Annotated in this window: 18 protein-coding genes; 3 read left to right on the top strand and 15 right to left on the bottom strand. The window is 45.8% G+C overall.

Annotation, left to right across the window (positions count from 1 at the left end; translation table 11 throughout):
• Nucleotides 1-140: 140 nt before the first annotated feature.
• Nucleotides 141-1361, bottom strand: coding sequence for an XRE family transcriptional regulator (locus J7E78_RS00655; protein ID WP_251034734.1), 1221 nt, complete (start codon nucleotides 1359-1361; stop codon nucleotides 141-143).
• Between the two features lie 263 nt (nucleotides 1362-1624).
• Between J7E78_RS00655 and fabV the strand changes: the two genes are divergently transcribed.
• Nucleotides 1625-2818 carry an enoyl-ACP reductase FabV gene (gene fabV / locus J7E78_RS00660; RefSeq protein ID WP_215074473.1) on the top strand — a complete coding sequence of 398 codons (1194 nt, stop codon included), beginning with the start codon at nucleotides 1625-1627 and terminating at the stop codon, nucleotides 2816-2818.
• Nucleotides 2819-3009: 191 nt separating this feature from the next.
• Here fabV and J7E78_RS00665 read toward each other — a convergent pair whose 3' ends face one another.
• From J7E78_RS00665 to J7E78_RS00675, 3 genes are all read right to left on the bottom strand, one after another.
• On the bottom strand, nucleotides 3010-3243 hold the full coding sequence (locus J7E78_RS00665) for a hypothetical protein (RefSeq protein WP_215074474.1): 234 nt from the start codon (nucleotides 3241-3243) through the stop codon (nucleotides 3010-3012).
• Entirely contained in the window at nucleotides 3240-3461 is a 222-nt protein-coding gene (locus J7E78_RS00670; RefSeq protein ID WP_215074475.1) for a hypothetical protein, read from the bottom strand. The genes J7E78_RS00665 and J7E78_RS00670 overlap by 4 nt, the downstream gene beginning before the upstream one ends.
• A gap of 119 nt (nucleotides 3462-3580) precedes the next feature.
• The gene (locus tag J7E78_RS00675; protein ID WP_215074476.1) at nucleotides 3581-4177 is read right to left on the bottom strand and encodes a restriction endonuclease; all 597 of its coding nucleotides are present in this window, start codon (nucleotides 4175-4177) and stop codon (nucleotides 3581-3583) included.
• Between the two features lie 261 nt (nucleotides 4178-4438).
• On the opposite strand from J7E78_RS00675, the gene J7E78_RS00680 reads away from it, so the two are divergent.
• A complete protein-coding gene (locus tag J7E78_RS00680; protein ID WP_215074477.1) occupies nucleotides 4439-5710 on the top strand; it encodes an outer membrane protein assembly factor BamB family protein in 1272 nt (423 codons plus the stop codon).
• A 78-nt stretch (nucleotides 5711-5788) separates the two neighbouring features.
• Here the strand turns inward: J7E78_RS00680 and msrA are convergent, their stop codons facing one another.
• From msrA to J7E78_RS00710, 6 genes are all read right to left on the bottom strand, one after another.
• Nucleotides 5789-6304 (bottom strand): peptide-methionine (S)-S-oxide reductase MsrA, encoded by a 516-nt coding sequence (msrA, locus tag J7E78_RS00685; RefSeq protein ID WP_215074478.1) that lies wholly within the window; start codon nucleotides 6302-6304, stop codon nucleotides 5789-5791.
• Between the two features lie 374 nt (nucleotides 6305-6678).
• Nucleotides 6679-6936, bottom strand: a complete 258-nt coding sequence (locus tag J7E78_RS00690) for a GlsB/YeaQ/YmgE family stress response membrane protein (RefSeq protein ID WP_017686880.1) — start codon at nucleotides 6934-6936, stop codon at nucleotides 6679-6681.
• 335 nt (nucleotides 6937-7271) lie between these two features.
• Nucleotides 7272-8576 carry an AAA family ATPase gene (locus J7E78_RS00695; protein WP_215074479.1) on the bottom strand — a complete coding sequence of 435 codons (1305 nt, stop codon included), beginning with the start codon at nucleotides 8574-8576 and terminating at the stop codon, nucleotides 7272-7274.
• On the bottom strand, nucleotides 8576-10039 hold the full coding sequence (locus J7E78_RS00700; RefSeq protein ID WP_215074480.1) for an RtcB family protein: 1464 nt from the start codon (nucleotides 10037-10039) through the stop codon (nucleotides 8576-8578). Before J7E78_RS00700 ends, J7E78_RS00695 begins: the two co-directional genes overlap by 1 nt.
• 502 nt (nucleotides 10040-10541) lie before the next feature.
• Nucleotides 10542-11360 carry a TerC family protein gene (locus J7E78_RS00705; RefSeq protein WP_215074559.1) on the bottom strand — a complete coding sequence of 273 codons (819 nt, stop codon included), beginning with the start codon at nucleotides 11358-11360 and terminating at the stop codon, nucleotides 10542-10544.
• 276 nt (nucleotides 11361-11636) lie between these two features.
• Complete coding sequence (locus J7E78_RS00710; RefSeq protein WP_215074481.1) at nucleotides 11637-11948, bottom strand: DUF3817 domain-containing protein; 312 nt, start codon at nucleotides 11946-11948, stop codon at nucleotides 11637-11639.
• Between the two features lie 211 nt (nucleotides 11949-12159).
• Here J7E78_RS00710 and J7E78_RS00715 point away from each other — a divergent pair, with 211 nt between their 5' ends.
• A complete protein-coding gene (locus J7E78_RS00715; protein ID WP_215074482.1) occupies nucleotides 12160-13263 on the top strand; it encodes a glycosyltransferase family 4 protein in 1104 nt (367 codons plus the stop codon).
• Between the two features lie 56 nt (nucleotides 13264-13319).
• Here the strand turns inward: J7E78_RS00715 and J7E78_RS00720 are convergent, their stop codons facing one another.
• From J7E78_RS00720 to pulA, 5 genes are all read right to left on the bottom strand, one after another.
• Nucleotides 13320-13682, bottom strand: a complete 363-nt coding sequence (locus J7E78_RS00720; RefSeq protein ID WP_215074483.1) for an HIRAN domain-containing protein — start codon at nucleotides 13680-13682, stop codon at nucleotides 13320-13322.
• Nucleotides 13683-13715: 33 nt separating this feature from the next.
• Entirely contained in the window at nucleotides 13716-14696 is a 981-nt protein-coding gene (locus J7E78_RS00725; RefSeq protein WP_215074484.1) for a helix-turn-helix transcriptional regulator, read from the bottom strand.
• A 276-nt stretch (nucleotides 14697-14972) separates the two neighbouring features.
• Entirely contained in the window at nucleotides 14973-15491 is a 519-nt protein-coding gene (locus tag J7E78_RS00730; protein WP_215074485.1) for a hypothetical protein, read from the bottom strand.
• Between the two features lie 158 nt (nucleotides 15492-15649).
• Nucleotides 15650-16279, bottom strand: a complete 630-nt coding sequence (locus J7E78_RS00735) for a 50S ribosomal protein L25 (RefSeq protein WP_211082555.1) — start codon at nucleotides 16277-16279, stop codon at nucleotides 15650-15652.
• Between the two features lie 279 nt (nucleotides 16280-16558).
• Nucleotides 16559-19435 (bottom strand): type I pullulanase, encoded by a 2877-nt coding sequence (gene pulA / locus J7E78_RS00740; protein WP_215074486.1) that lies wholly within the window; start codon nucleotides 19433-19435, stop codon nucleotides 16559-16561.
• Nucleotides 19436-19582 lie beyond the last annotated feature (147 nt).

Genomic DNA, 19582 nt, shown 5'->3' on the forward strand with positions numbered 1-19582 from the left:
TAAGGATTAAGCCAATTTCGCAAAAAAAAGATCTGCTAATCTGATCTTCATTTCACGATTGGCGGCCATATTTTGTGCCAAGTACTCCGGCAATGCACAAAATCATGCCATAATCAGGCTCTTCCAAGCCGATTTCCACTCTATTTTTTGCGTAACAGATAGACAAGCTTCCGATAATACATTGCTGCTTCCTTGTATTTCCGCTGATCTTCAGACACCACGGCCATCCCTTCATATAACGGTTCAAGCCGCATGATATGCTGCGCGGATTCAAAATAGGGCAGACACGCAAGCGCCCGCTCCATGAAAACTTCGCGATCTCCATGCGCAAGAGCCAGATGGCTCTCGTAGAAGGTTGCGCTCATCTGTTGGTCCTGTGTTGTTGCACATTTTAAGAGTTGATCTACACTCTGCGCGAGCACGCCCCAGTTCTTCCGTGCCAGAGCTACTTCGCATCGATACACACTGACGAGCGGCTGCATGGCCTGCTGTGTTTCATCCGTTTCCTGCTGCAATAGCGATTCAAATCGTTCAATCTCCGTCTGTGCCTGATCCAGTTCACCTGTCATCGTCAGCATGACAATCCGATTGTTGGCAATTGCGGTCACCAGATCGCCTTGGTTCCCCGCATACACGAGGTTTGCCTCTGCCATTGTTAATGCAGAGAGTGCCTCCTGAACCAGCCCCATTGCGAAGCAATAGCCACTATATGCCACATATAACCCGGACAACCGATGGAACATCCGCTGATCATATACATGACGCATCGTAAGCTCAAATACCTGTTTTGCCTCTTCATACTGTTTGACCTGGATGTAGGCTTCCATCTTGATATTTTGCACAGACAGCCAGAATTCACTGCCAGGAAGCGCCAGCTCACTGAGCCTGGTTGCATGAGTTAGTACATCTACAAAGGCCATTTTGGAGCGATAATATTGTATTTTATAGAATAAAAGTGCTTTGACTAACGGACGCGGCAAATCGATATCGTCTGGACGACCGTATTTCTCCAGGTAAAAATTGAGGTAGGACGTATGTATATACTCATGAGCCGTTGCATCGTTTAATTGCTGATAATAGACCGCCTTCATCAAAGCTGTTGTCAACTCTACGGTCAGCGTGTCATCCCGATCTGCCAGTGCATGCACCATATCTTCGGATATCGCCGACGCTGGAACAGACATTTGTTCGAAAACGACCTCTGCCCGTTCGAGTGTTTCCTCGTCCTGAGCCGCAGCCTTTAGGATATAGGAAGGGGATACCCCAAGACGCCCGGCGATGGCTTCTGCCAAGTCCTCAGGTAGCGGATAACGATCCGCCAGGATATTGGCAAAGTGGGCCTGCGTGACCAGACCTTCCACAAGGTCTTTACGGGAGATTTATTTTCTTTTGCTTAGCAGTTCAATGCGTTCCTTCAGCATGGTATCCCTGTCCTTTCTATCCTAACAAGCGAGTACATTCTATTCACATCATCGCAAAATTAGAGATATAACGCCACCCTTCCGGCGAAATCAAACGAAACGGTTTCCGTTTCCGAGGTAATTGTTTTACAATAAGAAAGTATGTGTAAGAGCATTTTATCGAAATGCTGAAACATGAGCTGAATATGAAAGGATGCAAATAAATGATTATTAAACCAAGAACACGTGGTTTTATTTGTACCACTTCCCATCCTGTAGGTTGCGCTGCGCAAGTGCAGGAACAGATTGATTATGTGAAATCCCAGCCTCAGCTGAAAGGACCGCGTAATGTGCTCGTGATCGGTGCTTCCACCGGATACGGTCTGGCGTCACGCGTAGTTTCTGCTTTTGGAGCTGGAGCGAATACAGTCGGCATTTATCGTCCAAGCAGTTCCACAGAGAAACGTACAGCTTCTGCAGGATGGTACAACTCCGCTGCATTCGAAAAAGCCGCTGAGGAAGCAGGCCTGAAATCGTACAGCGTTACAGGTGATGCATTCGCAAACGAAACACGAGACAAAGCCGTTGAACTGATTCGCAGTGAACTCGGTCAAGTCGATCTGGTCGTATACAGCGTAGCCTCGGCACGCCGTACCGATCCGAACACGGGTGAAGTATTTAACTCTGTGCTGAAGCCTATCGGACAATCCTACACGAACAAAACGGTAAACTTCCACACAGGCGAAATTAGCTCCGTTACCCTTGAACCGGCAAACGAAGAGGAAATTCGTCAGACGGTAACTGTTATGGGTGGAGATGATTGGGAACTATGGATGGATGCCCTGCAACAAGGCGGCGTGCTTGCCGATGATGCAACAACGATCGCTTTCTCCTATATCGGTCCTGAACTTACGCATGCCATTTATCGTGATGGTTCCATTGGTCAAGCCAAGAATCATCTGGAAGCGACTGCACACAAGCTGAATGATCGTCTAAGTGCAAAAGGTGGACGTGCGTACTTAACTGTAGCCAAGGCGCTGGTGACTCAATCCAGTTCTGCGATTCCAGTGGTGCCACTGTACATCTCAGCATTGTACAAAGTCATGAAAGAAAAAGGCTTGCATGAAGGATGCATCGAGCAATTGCAACGTCTGTTCGCTGATCGCTTGTATGCGGGGGGAGAAGTTCCAACCGATGAAAAAGGTCGCATTCGCATTGACGATTGGGAGATGAGAGCTGACGTTCAGGAAGAAGTGGCGAAGCTCTGGAATGAGTTGACCACAGAAAACATCTACGATCTGTCCGATCTGGAAGGTTATCGTCGCGAATTCTTCCAGCTGTTTGGTTTTGAAACCGAGGGTGTGGATTATGAAGCAGATGTTGATCCCAACGTTGAAATGCCTCATCTGGTGAACTAAAGAAGTTTGGGCGTGGACGTGAACCTAGGTTTTTGTTAGAGCTAGCTGCGGATGTCATGCTAAAGATATGATTTTAAAACCAATAAAGGAGGAGCCATCTGGCTCCCCTTTCTTTGTCCTTTTTAATTCCACACACTGATTCCAATTCCCGTATCCATACACTCTTTCGTATATCCCCTAATCAAATCGATTTAAGCAGCTTTTTCAGCTCTTTTGGTACCGTCTTCTCGATAGTAATGGAACGTGCTCCATGCATGGACGCGAAGAATTGAAGTCCCTCCCGAAAATCCGTAAGCCATTCCCAAACTCAAAACTTGATCGGGTCCCGAAGGTGAGGAAACTGCGGGCCAACGTTCCAGTAAAGCTTGCGTTTGCAGCAAAAAACGGCGAACGATTTTTTTATTCATGTGCAACGCTGTTGTCATATGTATAGGGTCTTCCCAAAATAAAAAGAAGCACCACCATCTTGGATGATCTGCTTCTTGTGTTTGACCTTTTGCAATTTTTCCTGCTTCGTAGGCATGAGCCGTACATGCTGGGATAACGCACCATAATCTCCGTTAACTCTTCGGCTCTGTTCCGAGCACCACTTGCCTGACCGCTCTGCTTTGCGTAATACTTTTTGTGTTTGTGTACGTGCCATAATGGATCACACACTCCTTTGGTTGATATACACTCAATATATCATGTGCAGCTACACAAGTGAAGGTGCTTCCTACTGGAATGAGATGTACATAATCAAAAAGGCTTCCACCCAAGTACTTAGCGGGATTGCCGCTTTCGCCGGGACTGCCACGTCTCGATTGGTTCATGATCATCTTCTTCGATCAGTTCCAATGCTTCCTCTACTCTTCTGGCTTTGAATAACAGAATTAATTCCATCAGGTCTTCCCGGTCCAGCAGTTTCACTCCATTAACCGCTGCAAGCGTCCGGCAGGCTTCGGTGTAACGAGCGGACGTTAATACAATTGACCGGTCGGCTTCATAATAACGCATGGATGTATATATCTCCTGCACAGCACTTAACCCTACGGGATGGTTCGCACCATATCGCTTCGCTTGTATCACACTTCGTCTGCCAAGTCGATCAACAAACACCAGATCTGCCCCAAAATCCCGGCTGCTTGTTGTCTTATGCACCTCATCGTACCCGAGCTCTTCGAATAGATGATAGAGATATAATTCAAATTCCGAACCATCCTCCATCTTGTCGATGTCCTTTATTGTGATCTTACGAGGATTGGCTTCACTTCGGATCCGCTGCCCGCGCCCGATAACCCGCCGAATAATCCAGGCCAGCAGCAACAATATGATGATACATCCAATGACCCATAGGGTCATATTTTCACTCCAGTTCATAGTTGTTCTCCTTGTTCATTTCCTATGTTCTATCCAACGTCTTACGCAGATATGGCTTGTCACCGCACTAAATATATCAGACTTCCACCTTCATCGAAAGAAGATGAATTCCCTGTAACCCTCACTCTTCTCCAAACATCGTTAATTCGATAAATTAATGATAAAAGGTTACAGTGTGTTCGGTTGAATTCCATATGACATCAATGGTAAAATTCAACAATCGGTTCTATTTTGAACCGAAGAAGAAAGGTGGTTTATCACTTGCATACATTGACCAAACACAAGTCCAAAACATGTGCTGCCCTCATTCTTAGCGGCATGCTCCTCTTCACCATGAATACAACAGGTTACGCCGCTGCCTCAACCGAATCCATGCCCAAACCGGCGTGGACGTCATCTTCCATGATGTTATCTGAGGCTAATACAGAGAAAGATGTCCTGATCAAGGGAATCCATGCTGTGCCATCCAAAAATCTTGTATATGTACATGCCTCACAGGCCGTAACGAAAACAAGCAGCAAAACAACACTCGACTGGCAACTGGACTCTCTCCAAGCATTCGATGCTACAACTGGACAATTGAAGTGGAATACGATATTCCATGAGAAAAGTGGTCCTTATACCACCTACTCCGATTCGGTATATGCCAGCAATGGTACAGCTTATGTGTATATGGAATATTCGGACAAAACCAAAAAATTGTACTCATTCAATACATCCGGTAAAACCAACTGGGTCAAAACGGTGAATTCACCTGCAAGCATATCCCTATTGGATAATGATATGCTGATGGTTGCTTCGAGTCAGGGCGTGCAATCGAATGGTTCGGTTCGCTCCGCCATCTCGTTATATGACAAGAAGGGCAAGCTGATTACCGAAAAGACCATTAACGGCAACGTGCTTAAGGCTGATCACGGTCGAATTGTAGTGGATGCCAGTAAACAAACCAAGGTAGGCAACTTCTGGCAGCAAGCTGCGAATCCCAAAGTAGAGATCTATGATCGTACGTTGACTCGTCTGTCCTTCTACCAATTCCCTGCCAATGCAAATACACTAGGGGATGGCGGCGGTGAATCGCTGGCCATTCTGGATGATGGTTCCATTATTATGCGTGCCAATTTCGAGAACACCGGTAACCGACTAATGGGTTTTGGCACCGATGGCAAGCTTGCTTGGGGACGTGCCATTGCTGGTGATGCTTACATTCAGACGGCTGGCAACAGCTACACAGTCTTTACAGGGCAGAAGCTGGAACTGTACACGATGAAAGGCAAAGTGACTGAGCGTACATTCAAGGACGCACAGCCTGCATTGATGCATGTCGACCAGACACAGGATGGTCAGTACCAGCTTGATTTTGCCAAAAAAGGATACATTCTTGATCCACAAACGCTGGAAGACGTGCATATCTACACGACCAGTTCCTCAGTTCCTTCATTAGAAAATGTCTCTACTTACATGGATGATATCATCTATTCCATAAACGATGAGACATTGTCCAAATATGTACTGAAGTCCAATTCTGCAAAATAAATACTCAATTTAATAATAAGCCGGGAAAGTTCCATAAGGAGCTCTCCCGGCTTATTGCATTGGCAGGATAGAATCATCCTATTTCCAGTTATTGTCTATAAATTCGTCCCGTCCGGAGATTGCGCGGTCTTCCTTGTAATGCTTCTCATTTTTCTTGTGGTAATCCTGATGGTAGTCTTCAGCAGGATAGAATATAGCTGCATCCCGAATTTCCGTAACAATCGGTTGAGTGAATCGTCCGCTGGCTGCCAGTTCCTGTTTGGACTGTTCAGCAAGCTCACGTTGACGTTCATTATGCACAAAGATCGCCGTACGATACTGTGTCCCCCGATCCTGGAACTGACCTCCGTCATCCGTCGGATCAATCTGTGGCCAGTACAGTTCCAGCAGTCGTTCATAAGGGAATACATCCGGATCAAATGTAATTTCAACCACCTCAACATGACCGGTCTTCCCTGTTTTGACCTGCTCATATGTTGGATTCTCGACGTGACCGCCGGCATAACCTGATATAATGCCATGAATGCCCGGTTGTTCTTCAAACGGTGTAACCATACACCAGAAACATCCGCCGGCAAATGTAGCTTTTTCCATTCCGTTCATCCCCTCTTATCTAAACTACCTTTTACACTTACCACTCCGATGACAGAACAACCTTCTGATCGCTGTTATCCCAGATTTTTTATATTTGGCTTTACAAGGAGAAAATCTGGGGATAAAGGCAAGTGTATGCTTTCGAAGCAGCTTTCTTGCAGAAAGCTTTTAGCTCCACTTCTTCAGGTTATTTCTGTCTTCTACGTTCTCGTGTAAATGTTTAGTCCAATTTATATAGATAGCTATTACGCATATCTTTATATATTTTAAAACAACGAGAGGTTGATTGAAAGCCATCGTTATGGCTCTCAATCAACCTCTTCATTGGTAATGCATTTAGCTGACAACTAATTCAAGAAATTATCTTGATTAAGTTACCCGCGACTACGTCCCATCGAACGGAAGATCAAGCTTACGATCGCTACAAGAACAATCGCACCAATCAATGCAGGTACAATGTAGAATCCGCCCATCTCAGGACCCATATCGCCCAAGATTACTCCACCTAACCATCCACCGATAAAACCAGCAATGATGTTACCAATAACACCACCTGGAATGTCACGACCAACGATCAAACCTGCCAACCATCCAATGATACCACCGATAATTAATGACCATAACCAACCCATATCATTCACCTCTAATTAAAGTTTTTTTGTTGTTGTCTGTCTACTATTAACCGCTACAGAAGCATTTAAACAATTGGCATAAAAATTTTTGCATATTACCTTTTGTCCCCATGCATCTTCCTCTGCAAAACAAGCCATAGTCAGGTATGGAAACAGATCGCGTTACTTTCCGGCATCTCATCAGCTCAAGGCTGCGTTATGTACCTCCCGAAAGTCATTGTATGTTACAGCAGACAAGGTTAGTATCACCAATTGAGGTAGGATTATTTATAGGCCTATTCTAAAACTTAACGTACATCAAAGTAGCCGTTCCGCTTACGAATCGTTCTTACCGATCAATAAAAGCCTGCACGTCCCTTACCTGGCTGCGCTAGCCAGGTATGTTTATGGCTCTTGTCCAATTCGCCACGCATCGACTGAATGACTTTCACAATGTCTGTCTGTCCATTCTGATGCCATTCCAGCGCAGCGCTGACATACAACTCACCCAGCTGCGCAAGAGAGAAGGTGTCGGTCAGGCGAGCTGCCTCTACCGTGCCTTCTTCACCCGCAAAGACGGTGAAGCCTCGTTGCCGCAAATATTGCAGGCGAAGCTCTTCATCTGGCAGCGGGATTTCATAAGCCCGGTCGAACCGTCCAGCACGGTTCATAAGGCCCGGGTCTATTTTTTCCGGATAATTCGTTGTACCGATCAGGAAAATACCTTCTTTCGACGTAGCTCCATCCAGTGTATTCAGGAAAAAGGAACGGACTTCATCCGGCATCGAATCGATGTCCTCAATGATCAGTACCATCGGTGCGAGACGCTTGGCTGCCTCGAACACTTCACGCACCGATTCACTATTGGTATACTCCGTAATCTGCCAATACGCAGCAGGTCCCGGGATACTTCCAGCAATGGATTTCACCAACGTGGTCTTGCCATTCCCCGGATGTCCATACAATAGAATGCCCCGTTTGTACGGGATATCATAATCTCTGTAAAAAGAACGATCTGCTTCGAAGAACTGATCCAGCGAGCGGAAAATATCCTGTTTGATATGAGCTGAGAGAACGACATCTTCTCTTCCCACGGAGCGAGTGATGGATTCAACATGGCGATCGCTGCCATTCCGGGCATCGGTGTATACCGTTACTTTTTTCATATTTTGCTGACGTTCCCGTTCGCGGACACTTCCCAGAAATTGCTTCATCTCCTCATCACCGACAGCAAAGACAAAGTCTTCACTGTAGATTCCGTTCTCTCGGAAAAATGGAACACGTACAAGCGCAACGCCCCATTTCGGATAGGCAAATACGTTATTACGAATGGAGTAATGCACACCATAAGTGGGCACATCGCCATCATCATCGTAATGCAACGTCTGAAGCTCCAGATCCTCGAATATGCGGGCTACCAATTCCACTTCGGCACTGCCATTTTGCAAGTCTTCCCGGAGTAACTCCCAGTATTCATTGTTCGGGTCAGAACTGGCATAAAGCTTGTACTCAACTCCATAGCGCTGATGGAGCGCCTCACTGATTCCACGAATCAGCCTTGAGTAGATGGCGTACCCTTCCACTCGAATTCGGGTATCATGTTGTTCGTCATAGGTATAGATCGCTTGAGTTGGATCTGTTTGTTTTTCGTTTATTGTCATTATTTCGCTCCCTTTACCGCTACAAGCGGTTTGCATTTGGCTACAACTTGAGCCAGGCCTGCGCCGGTAACACTGTCTATAATTTCATCTACATTTTTATAAGCCTGAGGAGATTCATCAATAATGGATGCAAGTGAGCGTTGGTTTACCACGATCTCATCTTCTGTACCCACACCTAATGCCGCAGCAAAATCTTCCACGCTAATCAATCGTTTTGTTGCCGTCCGTGAACGGATGCGACCCGCACCGTGACATATTGAATAATAATTATCAACACCCTGCGGCTGACCCACCATGATATATGAAGCAGTTCCCATGGACCCCGGAATAAGCGCCGGATGTCCTGTTGCCAGATAAGGCTTTGGATTGTCCGGGTGACCTGCTGGCAACGCACGTGTCGCACCTTTACGATGTACAAAAACGGAACCTTGGTCTGCGTTAGATTCCTCCCAGGCATAGTTGTGCATCAGATCGTATAACGTACGGAATTCACATTTGGAGCCAAACACATCCCGGAATGCTTCGCGAATAGCATACGCAATCAGGTGCCGATTGACAACAGCGTAATTCAATGCAGAATACATCATGTTCACATAATGACGACCTTCCGCATGCTCCAGTGGAGCAAATACCAGTCTGGGATCGGATGTACCCAGGTTAAGCCGCTGCATGACTTGGGCAATCGCTGATGAACTCGCCTGACTTACATAACCCCCCCATGCACGAGAGCCGGAATGAATCATGACCACGACCTGTCCATCATACAGCCCCCAAGCTTCGGCGATTTCACGATTCTCTTCAGCGATCTCAATCGCCTGGATCTCGGCAAAATGATTCCCCCCACCCAGTGTTCCGAGCTGACGATGCGAACGATGCCACGTCATATCAGGAACGTGGTTTAACACATCCTCATCGTATCTGAATTTGCTGCTTTCCACATGTGTCATCGCGGTTGATTTTTTCGGTGTATAGCTGTCCGGAATATACTTTTTGGGTAAACCATGCAGCCCTTTACGAACGATATGCTCCAGTCTTATATCCGAGTAATGACCTCTCTGGTTCGCTTCCATCGGCAATACTTTCTCAATGGCCTTGACGAGTTTGCGACGGAGCTTGATGTCTTTCAATTCGTCCTTGTGCAAGTTCGTCATATGCACTCGCATGCCACAGCCAATGTCACTGCCCACGATGGAGGGAGAAACATATCCGCTCTGCGCATCCCATACGGCCGTCGTTCCAATGCACGTACCTACACCGACGTGTACGTCTGGCGTGTAACTCATATAAGAGATTCCCGGAATCTGCAGATTATTGTTTGCCATCTCGAACACCTTGTAATCGAGCGAAGAGAATAGCTGTTGCGCCGCATATACGGTTAGGTCGCCTGCAGGCAATTTTACTTCATGCCGGTAGCCACCTGCGACTTCATTTGGATTAGCAAATAAATTAAATTCTGTATTCATAAAAGTGTATTATTCCTTCCTGTACGTTCAGCAAATTCGGTTTGCTGATTCCTATTGTAAAATAAAACTAAAAAAAGCCATAGGCTAATCGCCCATGACTTCTACTGAATGACAATAACGGAGAACAGGACAGCATAAACATGCTGTGTGTCTGTCATCCATCGCTATAATATAAGCGAAGAACACATATCGATTATAAACCTGCTAAACGATATGCCTATCCCCTATGTCGACCGTATGAGGCCAATGAAACGATGAGCCGGATATGCTATTGTATCTACGTTGCGCCCTGTTTGAATCCAACCATAACCAAGCATCATGTCTCTCGGCCTCCCTTCGTTAATGTTAGTCTTATATTAAGGGGACTAGAATTCATGTGTCAACCCTTTTCTTGGAAATTGATCCATGATGCATATTTCATATGTAAACAAAAACAGGAGACTGTCCTAGGACAGTCTCCTGTTTTGCAGCTAATAATGATGTTGTTAGCGTAACATGATTATTACAATCCTGCTTGTTTATCCAACTCTTCAACCGGGTTTTCATCTTCTTTTTCAGGAACTTTGGAAGACAGCAACCAACCACATACCGCAATGGTAATCAGTACAATATAGAATCCGAATTTCCAAATTTTATTTTCCGGGAAATGCTCATCCAGAACACCCAATGAAGGGTGTGCAAGTGTAATAACTGCCAACTTAACCCCTACCCAACCTACGATCACAAAAGCCGCAACTTCAAGCCCCGGACGGGAATGAAGCAATTTTACAAAGTATGTGGCTGCAAAACGCATGATCACAAGCCCGATGAATCCACCGAGGAAGATAACGATAAACTGTCCACCGTCAAGTCCCCCAATTGCAGGCAATCCACTTGGCGGCAACGCCACGGCCAAAGCAACAGCAGCCAGAATGGAATCAACTGCAAATGCGATATCCGCTACTTCGACTTTGAATACGGTCATCCAGAAACCAGATTTTTTTCTCGGTTTCTTAGAAGTCGAATCAGCTGCTTCATCTGTTTTATTTCGACTACCAAGTATCTTTTTAACGATGTGGTTAATCGAAATGTACAGGAGATACAGGGCACCGATCGCTTGTACTTGCCATACATCGACCAGGAAAGAGATCAGGAACAACGAGCCTAAACGGAACACAAATGCACCCATCAGACCATAGAACAACGCTTTTTTGCGCTTATCTTCAGGCAAGTGTTTAACCATAATTGCGAGTACCAATGCATTATCTGCTGCGAGTAATCCTTCTAGGACCACTAAGACAGCCAGCACCCACCCGTATTCTAATAATAATGTAACATCCAACATTGACTCCTCCTTAATATTCTTATGATGTACAAAAAAAAGGACCTTTACCATACTGGTAAGGTCCTTTTATATCCACAAAAAGAGATCTTTACCGAGCATAAAAACTTGGTAAAGGTCTCGCTAACAACAAAATTGCTGCCAATAAAGCCGGGGATATGATCCCGAACTGACGACTTTACTGTAAAAGCTACTCCCCTTTAACAGGAATATGTAGTTTTAGTTGGAACGGGTCGTTTAACCTGTACTCATCATATTTCATAACGTTAAATAAAGTCAAGCTTTATTTAGTTGACGATACAGCTTACGGAATACGACAACATCGTAGATCATATTCCCCAGTGGAATGAAAGAAACAAAGAACAGAGCAATTGGACGGCGCAGACGCCACTTCTGTGAGGTGTACAGACTCACCATAAATAACAAATACATTAAAAACAAAAAACCGTACAGATTTCCAAACCATGTGACAGCCTGCGGCATAACCCCGGCATCTCTCAACGGAAAAGCAACAAACAGTAGCAACACGTACGAAATTCCCTGCAACCACAACATCAGCCGGAAGCGCCCCAGCATAGAATGTAACATTATTTTCCTCCTGCTTTTATGTAACGAATTCAATTGTTCCCGTACAGTATACCACAAAAGCTGAATATCTCCGCTTCATTCCATGCAGCAGATTATTCCTGCACGCTCATATGGGGGTTCACCTACCTTTTTTCAGGAGCCAAATGCCTCAGCTTCTCATAAGATATATGACAAAGATTGTTACAGATGTCGGACAAGGAGGAGCCTGATCATGAAAATAGCTATGGTTGCACCCGAGAAATTGCCTTTGCCCGGTAATGGTTCCGTGGAAATCTGTATCCTGGGCATCGCCCGTGAACTTGCCCATCGCCATCAGGTGACCATTATAAGTCGTCAAATGGAAGGTCTCGCCGCCACAGAACAGATCGACGGTATCACTATTCAACGTGTCCCTGCATCGAATCCTGTCATGTACACCAAAGCAATCATACGTCTGTTATCCAAACAAATCTACGATGTAATTCAAGTGGATAACAGACCACGAAGTATGGCTACCATCAAACGAGCTTTTCCACGCACACCTGTTGTACTCTATCTTCACTCGTTAACGTTCGCTCAGCCCGGACCTTCCAGACTCACATTGATGAAAAAAGCTGATTGGATTGCCGTCAACAGTCATTCCCTGCGACAAAGGCTAGGCCGTAGATTTCCGCTGGTAAAACGCCGGATGAGTGTAGTTCCATTAGGTGCAGATCTAAGCCGCTTCAGGCCTGTTGAATCTAGCGAAGAACAGATTCATCTGCGTACACAATTTGGAATAACTAAACCATTCTCTATTCTGTATGTCGGCAGGCTCATCCCTGGAAAAGGTGTAGACGTATTAATTCGTGCGACTGCCCTCCTTCAGCGACAGACGCCTGTTCAACTGGTTGTGGCAGGCAAAGGTCCTCCGTCTTACATGCGTAAACTTCGCGAGCTTGCCCATAAACAAAAAGTCCATGTTTCCTTCCGTGGTCAGATAAACCATGAGCATATCGATCAGTTGTATCGGGCCGTCGATTGCCTGGTCTGTCCATCTCAAGAACATGAAGCTTTTGGCCTGGTTAATGTTGAGGCGATGGCTTCAGGATTACCCGTCATTGCTTCGGATAATGGAGGTATTCGCGAGATTATTGAATCAGGTATCAATGGATACCTTGTCACCGCTTATAAGCGTCCCCAACGTTTCGCCTCTTGCCTGTACAAACTTGCAAGCAATCCCACTTTTGCCGAGATGTTAGGGAAGGCTGGCCGAGACAGCGCAAGGGCACATTTCAGTTGGGCAAGAACAGCCATGCATCTGGAATCGACCTATACCAGGCTCATCCGTAAATGAGCCTTCTTCTACTAGGATGATCATTTTGACAAAAATGAACAAGCTCTTTAAGAAGATCAAGCTTTTTCACGAAATTGCCATCCCTTAATCAAAGTATCCATCTGCGGAACAAGCATGTGACTCATCTCAACTAACTCCATAATAACCATATCTCTCATCATGAACCGTACTTTGGCACATGTTAGTTGATGAAATACATCGTAGAATGCCGTCCCGGTCCAACATCCATGAGGTACGACATGCGGATCATTAACGATATAACCTACAGCTCCAATCGGGGGAATAACAACCTTAATCGCTTGACGATCCAAACGATTATCTGGATCTTTGACGAGATACACGGTATCCCCCACATTTAGAGCCTGTACTCCATGGTAGTGGTCCATCCCATGCATAGCTGCGAATAATTTGGTGCTCATATTACCTTCTCCTTTTCCTGTATATCTCCATGTTTAAAATTTTAACAAAGGTACATCCGTTTCATATTGTTCCAACCACTCGACAAGTTGCCTGCGTATCTCTCTACGAAACTCACGAGGTTCAAGTACCTCTGCCTCTGGCCCAAATTGATACAACCATTTCAAAAATTCTCTGCTGCTATTCAGCGTCACTTCAAATAACAATCCCCCATCCGACATATTCGTCATTCGCGGGCGAACAAACATTTCTTCTTCTTTTATGTAGGGGGCTATTTTCTCAGAGAATCTTACCTTGAAATGGATATTTTCGTCTCCACGGTCAATGGACCATGTGTTCTTCATGTACTGCGTTATGTTGAAATCACCCTTGTCGAAACCGGCATTTGTTCGTGTTACATCCAAAAAACGGCTAATTCGAAACAATCGAACTTTTTGCAGCAAATGACAGTATCCGATCAAATAAAAACGTTGATCACGTGGAATGAGATAATAGGGATCGATATCGCGAACTGTAATCTCATTTCTTGTCAGCGTATGATATTCAGTACGAATGGTTTGCTGGCTTAGAATAGCTTCGATGATGGGAATCAGCAAATTCGGGTCTTTTCCTTCCTCACGATAAGCTGGCGTGCCCATCCGAATGATTCCCGCAATATTCTCTACAATGTCACTGTTTCTTGATTTTAATTTGGTATGAGCCGACATAACCTTGTCAAAAGCTGAATCGAACTCAGCAGGTAACTTAGAGGTATCAACTACGGACGGGAGCAAGGAGAAGACCATTGCTTCCTGTTCAGTAAAATCTAATGGATACATCGCAAACTCACCAATAAATCGGTAACCTTTGCCGTATCCTTCATTCATAATCGGGGCGACCCTATCCAAAATCCGGAGATCACGATAAATCGTGCGTACAGTCGTACCGCATTTCAGCGCCAATTCCTTGGCCGAAATTCCAGGATTCGCTTGTATAGCCTGAAGTATACGCAGCAGACGAATTAATTTCTCTGTCATGTAGTCTCTCCCCTTCGATATTTTATCGGCAAGGAAAACTAGTTCCTTTAGTACAGAACTAAATCTTTAGTCCCAATTTTATTTTCGCAATTTCACCATTTTCGTATAGTCCAATTGCACTTTTACCCCCTTTTAATATACATTCTCTTACTTGCTTGCGTAAAACATAAACCCAAAAGGCTTCAAACCTAAGCCTGAAAGCCTATACAATTTTCTAAAAATAATACAAAAAAAGCCCTGATCTCTACAAAGAGACAAGGCTTTTCTCGAAAATTACTAGTTATGCAACTGTAATAATTGATTCATCACATTCGCCATATGCTCACAGAGTTCAGCAATGTCCCCCATCTGGTCTTCATTCACACTGCGGTCAAAATAAACGTGAGCCGTAACGTTATACATGATTGGCTGGTCATCAAAGATATATCGGATGTTCTGGCACATCCTCTGCTCAGGCCAGCTCTTCTGTAATATTCGACGAATAGCCGGACACTGCTTCTCAGGCTCCTTCACAACCATACTAAACCGTAGTTCCAAGCGGCAACCCGGATTCGCACCAGGCGTCTCCAGGATCTCCGCTGCAAGCTCCTCAAGAGAACTGTTTAATACGACTTCCCCTGTTACTTCCAGGCGATCCCTGAGACAGAATTGTAATGTGAACTCTCTGGACACCACTGCCATCTCCAGCCGATCTTTCCGCCCCGTAATCTGAATACGTTCATCCAGGTTATCCAAGTCATAGAGATAATTCTCAAACCCGACTTTCAGATTGTCATACACCGTTGGATCAAACATTGAAATAAACCTACTTTCTAACCCTTTAACATGTATTGTAGTACATTCTCATTTTTCATGCGACTAGCACAATCTCTTGTCCTGAAAGTATAAAAAGCCCAGTCAATAGGACTGGGCTTCGGCTAAGCATGGGATCTGATGAGATCCCTGAGCTTCGCTTATTCTTCTGCAGCTTTTTCTTCAGCTGCCGGTTCAGCTTCCTCAGCAGAAGCCGTTGGCTCTTCCTCAGCCGCTTGTGGCGGCATGACGGACGCGATGATGGACTCAGGTGATGTTATGAGTGTCAAACCTTTATCCAGTTTGATATCCGCAGCAGTCAAGCGATCACCAATGTCCAACCCGCTGACATCAACTTCAATGGACGTTGGCAGATCCGCAGGCAATCCTTCTACTTCCAATTGTGTTTCTTGTGTCTGGAATACACCGCCAGCTTTCGAGCCGGCCGCTGTACCCTGGAAGTCGATCGATACACTTACACTGATCGGCTTGTTCTTGGAAATTTGCAGGAAGTCTACATGCAGCAAACGTCCGTTACGCTCTTGCTGATCCTTGATCAGCACGGGAACCGTTTTACCGCCCTCAACATTCAGGTTGAACATTTCGGAGCGGCCTGTGCGTGCCACTTTCAGCATTTCTTTTTCATCTACATGTATTGAAGCACCTTCAAGTCCCGGGCCGTAAACAACTGCGGGAACTCGTCCGCCTTGTCTTAACAGGCGCAGTGCTGCACCTTTCTTTTCCGTTCTTGGCGTTGCTGTAAGTTGAGCCATTTTTCCGTTGGATTTCATGATTGAACATCCTCCTTCAAGGGATCACTACATTATATTTGTAGGAAAGCGCTAAAGCTTAGCTTATAGACCATAGTGGTCTTTTTCCTTTGGCCGAATCGTGGGCCATATCTATATTTACCCCAATGATAGGGGATCTCAAACACACAACAGGACAATTCTTTATTTTCTGGCAAGTTATGCGGCGTATAATCAGACCAAAAAAGCAGTCGGAATCTCTTCCAACTGCTGGTTTAACAAGGTTTTGACGAACTACATTCGACGTTATAAATAAAGAAACTATGCGCTATTACGATCCTCTGTTTTTTCGCTTTCACGAATGATCTCCATCTCGTCTGATCCGCTACGGACAATAATGTGTACATCCCCGTCTTCAGGTACAATGTCCACGTAACGGTCTCCGCACGTATCTTTCGCTTCCCATTCGTTCAATCGAATGATCAATCCCAGGTGATGCAGACCCGGAGCAACGCGGAAGCGGGCTTCGGCGGCATTTCCGACTTGTTCCAGCCGTACTGCTCCGTCCTCCATACCTGTGCCCCATACCCAGACATCCCAACCTTCATAATGCCGGTCTTCCCGTTCGTATCGAAGCGTGACGGTTCGCGAAATCTGTTTATGAATCGTTACGCCAAGCGTTGCCCGGATTCCTCCAGCTTCAGCAATAATATGGGTTGCTCCAGGTGTCATCGCACGTACGATCCCTGCTGCACTCACCGCTGCAAGTTCCGGATGAGAAGAGCTCCAGCGTATATTCGAATCCTGAAGTGGCTGACCAAATTGATCCAGAACCAAGGCACGGAAGCGACTGATTCGAGTCATGTACATGACAGGTTCGCCCACAATTTCGATTCGTTCAGCATGACGATAATCCACTTGTAACATACAGCTTGCCGTTATGTCCCCACAGTGGACTGTAATTGTAGCTTCCCCTCGTTCCAGTGCATGGATTGTTCCATCAGGCTGGATCTGAATAATATCCGGATCAGAAGAAGTCCAGGTAACTGGAGCTTTTACTACCACATTGCCAATGCTGTCCCGTACGATCGCTCGCAGTTGAGTGGTTTCCTTTGGACTATATACCTGGCGAGGAAAACTGATCTCCACTGTTGATGGTTTAGCGCCTCCAGCATGCTCTGTGTCATACAGTACCATTAAGGACCATCGTTCTACCTGAACAGTACCACGAACAGTCTCAATCAGGTCTGTGCCTGCCTGATGATCATTGACTACAACATGCCAGTCCCCTTCCCCCAGGTCCACATGCTGCTCATGTTCCGTTCCGTTATAGATAACCATAATCTGATTCCAGGTGTCCTGATTCGCACCATCCTGAAGTATAAAGGCAACTACATTACCATCCGCACGAATAACACGAAGGTGATTTCTTACTTGTTCAGCATCAATCATACGAAAAGCGGGATGTGTTCGCCGCAAATGAATAAGACCACGATAGTAGTCGAACACCGGTTTGAAGCGTGATTTGTTGGCCCATGTGATGGCGTTCACCGCATCCCCGCTCCGATAACTGTTATGATCACCGGCTTTGGATCTGAGCATCTCATCCCCAGCATGCAAAAAGGGAATACCCTGAGAGGTCAGCAGAATGCCGGATGACAGCAACGAGCGACGAACCATCTCATGATCCAAAACATCATCTGCATCCACATACCGATAAGGGTCTGCTGCTTTTACAGCGGACTCAGCACTCCCACCACCCACGGGCTGTCCGTCCTTCCATACGGGAAATCCTAATTCATGTCTAAGGTTCATTGTTGTCGCAATTTTATCCCACAGATTGAGATTGTCATGGGCAGTTACATAATTGACAACTTCCACAGATGAAGATGTGAAATCATCTAGTGCTCCTGCTAATCCCCTAATAAGCTCATATTCCTGCCCTCCGGCACCCGTGACAAACCCTCTGCCACTACCATCACTATCGCCCTTGATTGCACTGCGAAAATGATCATTAAATACTGCAAACCCCTGACCACGCTGGGCTCCTTTTAATGTTTTGCGGTCCAAAGGTGAATCTCCACCCGTCCAGGGTTCACCATAGATCAGAAAAGCCGGATCGATCTGTTCCCGCAATTCGCGTGTCAATTCATTCATCGTTTCCGTATCAATCAAGGCCATAAGGTCAAATCGAAATCCGTCCACATGATATTCTTCTGCCCAATAACGGAGAGAATCCAGAATATATTTTCGCACCATTGGACGTTCTGTCGCCAATTCATTGCCTACACCAGAACCATTACTGAGGGTGCCATCCTCCCGATAACGGTAATAATAGCCTGGTACAATCCGTTCAAAAGGTCCCTCTTCCACGCTATACGTATGATTATAGACAACATCAAGTACAACGCGAATGCCATGTCTGTGCAGCGATTGAACGAGTGATTTGAGCTCCCGAATTCGAACTGCCGGATCACGTGGATCTGTCGCATACGAACCTTCGGGAACGTTATAATGCTGGGGATCATACCCCCAGTTGTATGGTGCTCTGACATTTGAACCCACATCTGCTCTAGCGAGTTCATTCACCGTCTGATAATCCGCCACAGGCAGAAGATGTACATGAGTGACTCCCAGTTCGGCAAGATGGTCTACGCCAATACTATTGCCTGCTTGATCCGTCAGACCGGATGCCGTGAATGCCAGATATTTTCCCTTATACGGAATATCTGCATGTGGGTCTGAGGAGAAATCACGGACATGCAACTCATATAACACGGCATCGACAGGACGCAGAAAAGCAGGTTTGACATCCAGGTCCCAATCGACCGGGTTGGTGGACTCCGGATCGATAATAGCTGTTCGTTGCCCATTAGCCGTTACCGCTCTGGCGTAAGGATCAACAACTACTTCAATCCGCTGATGATCATGGACAATTCGGTACATATAATAATGTCCTGCCCAATCGCCTGTAAGCTCCAACATCCATATTCCGTCCGCATCACGTATCAAGGAATGTTCCCGTCCACCCGTATGCTCTTGCACCTTACCATCCTCGTTGTAATGCCCTTCATCCTCAAAAACCAATATATAAACCTGCTGAGCCGTAGGTGCCCACAATTTAAAAGTACTTGCTGCACGAGTATATGTTAAGCCAAGATCGTTGCCTTCGTATCGAAAAGAAGTCCATTCCGGCATCGTTCCCACCGCCTTTATATCCATTGTTTTCGTGTTGTCCCGATGTTACGGAGCGGGACGTGATTTGTCAACCCGGGGTTGTCTGTACTCATCATATCGGTCCAATTTGCGTATTCAATTAGCAATCGCTTTCAAAATATAGGATAT

It is taken from the genome of Paenibacillus polymyxa (genome assembly GCF_018614975.1).
Lineage (GTDB): Bacteria > Bacillota > Bacilli > Paenibacillales > Paenibacillaceae > Paenibacillus > Paenibacillus polymyxa_E.

Coding starts and splice junctions, on each gene's coding strand:
- fabV (WP_215074473.1), top strand. CDS start 1,625: ATGATTATTAAACCAAGAACACGTGGTTTTATTTGTACCACTTCCCAT.
- J7E78_RS00665 (WP_215074474.1), bottom strand. CDS start 3,243: ATGACAACAGCGTTGCACATGAATAAAAAAATCGTTCGCCGTTTTTTG.
- J7E78_RS00670 (WP_215074475.1), bottom strand. CDS start 3,461: ATGGCACGTACACAAACACAAAAAGTATTACGCAAAGCAGAGCGGTCA.
- J7E78_RS00675 (WP_215074476.1), bottom strand. CDS start 4,177: ATGAACTGGAGTGAAAATATGACCCTATGGGTCATTGGATGTATCATC.
- msrA (WP_215074478.1), bottom strand. CDS start 6,304: ATGGAAAAAGCTACATTTGCCGGCGGATGTTTCTGGTGTATGGTTACA.
- J7E78_RS00690 (WP_017686880.1), bottom strand. CDS start 6,936: ATGGGTTGGTTATGGTCATTAATTATCGGTGGTATCATTGGATGGTTG.
- J7E78_RS00695 (WP_215074479.1), bottom strand. CDS start 8,576: ATGACAATAAACGAAAAACAAACAGATCCAACTCAAGCGATCTATACC.
- J7E78_RS00700 (WP_215074480.1), bottom strand. CDS start 10,039: ATGAATACAGAATTTAATTTATTTGCTAATCCAAATGAAGTCGCAGGT.
- J7E78_RS00710 (WP_215074481.1), bottom strand. CDS start 11,948: ATGTTACATTCTATGCTGGGGCGCTTCCGGCTGATGTTGTGGTTGCAG.
- J7E78_RS00715 (WP_215074482.1), top strand. CDS start 12,160: ATGAAAATAGCTATGGTTGCACCCGAGAAATTGCCTTTGCCCGGTAAT.
- J7E78_RS00720 (WP_215074483.1), bottom strand. CDS start 13,682: ATGAGCACCAAATTATTCGCAGCTATGCATGGGATGGACCACTACCAT.
- J7E78_RS00725 (WP_215074484.1), bottom strand. CDS start 14,696: ATGACAGAGAAATTAATTCGTCTGCTGCGTATACTTCAGGCTATACAA.
- J7E78_RS00730 (WP_215074485.1), bottom strand. CDS start 15,491: ATGTTTGATCCAACGGTGTATGACAATCTGAAAGTCGGGTTTGAGAAT.
- J7E78_RS00735 (WP_211082555.1), bottom strand. CDS start 16,279: ATGAAATCCAACGGAAAAATGGCTCAACTTACAGCAACGCCAAGAACG.
- pulA (WP_215074486.1), bottom strand. CDS start 19,435: ATGCCGGAATGGACTTCTTTTCGATACGAAGGCAACGATCTTGGCTTA.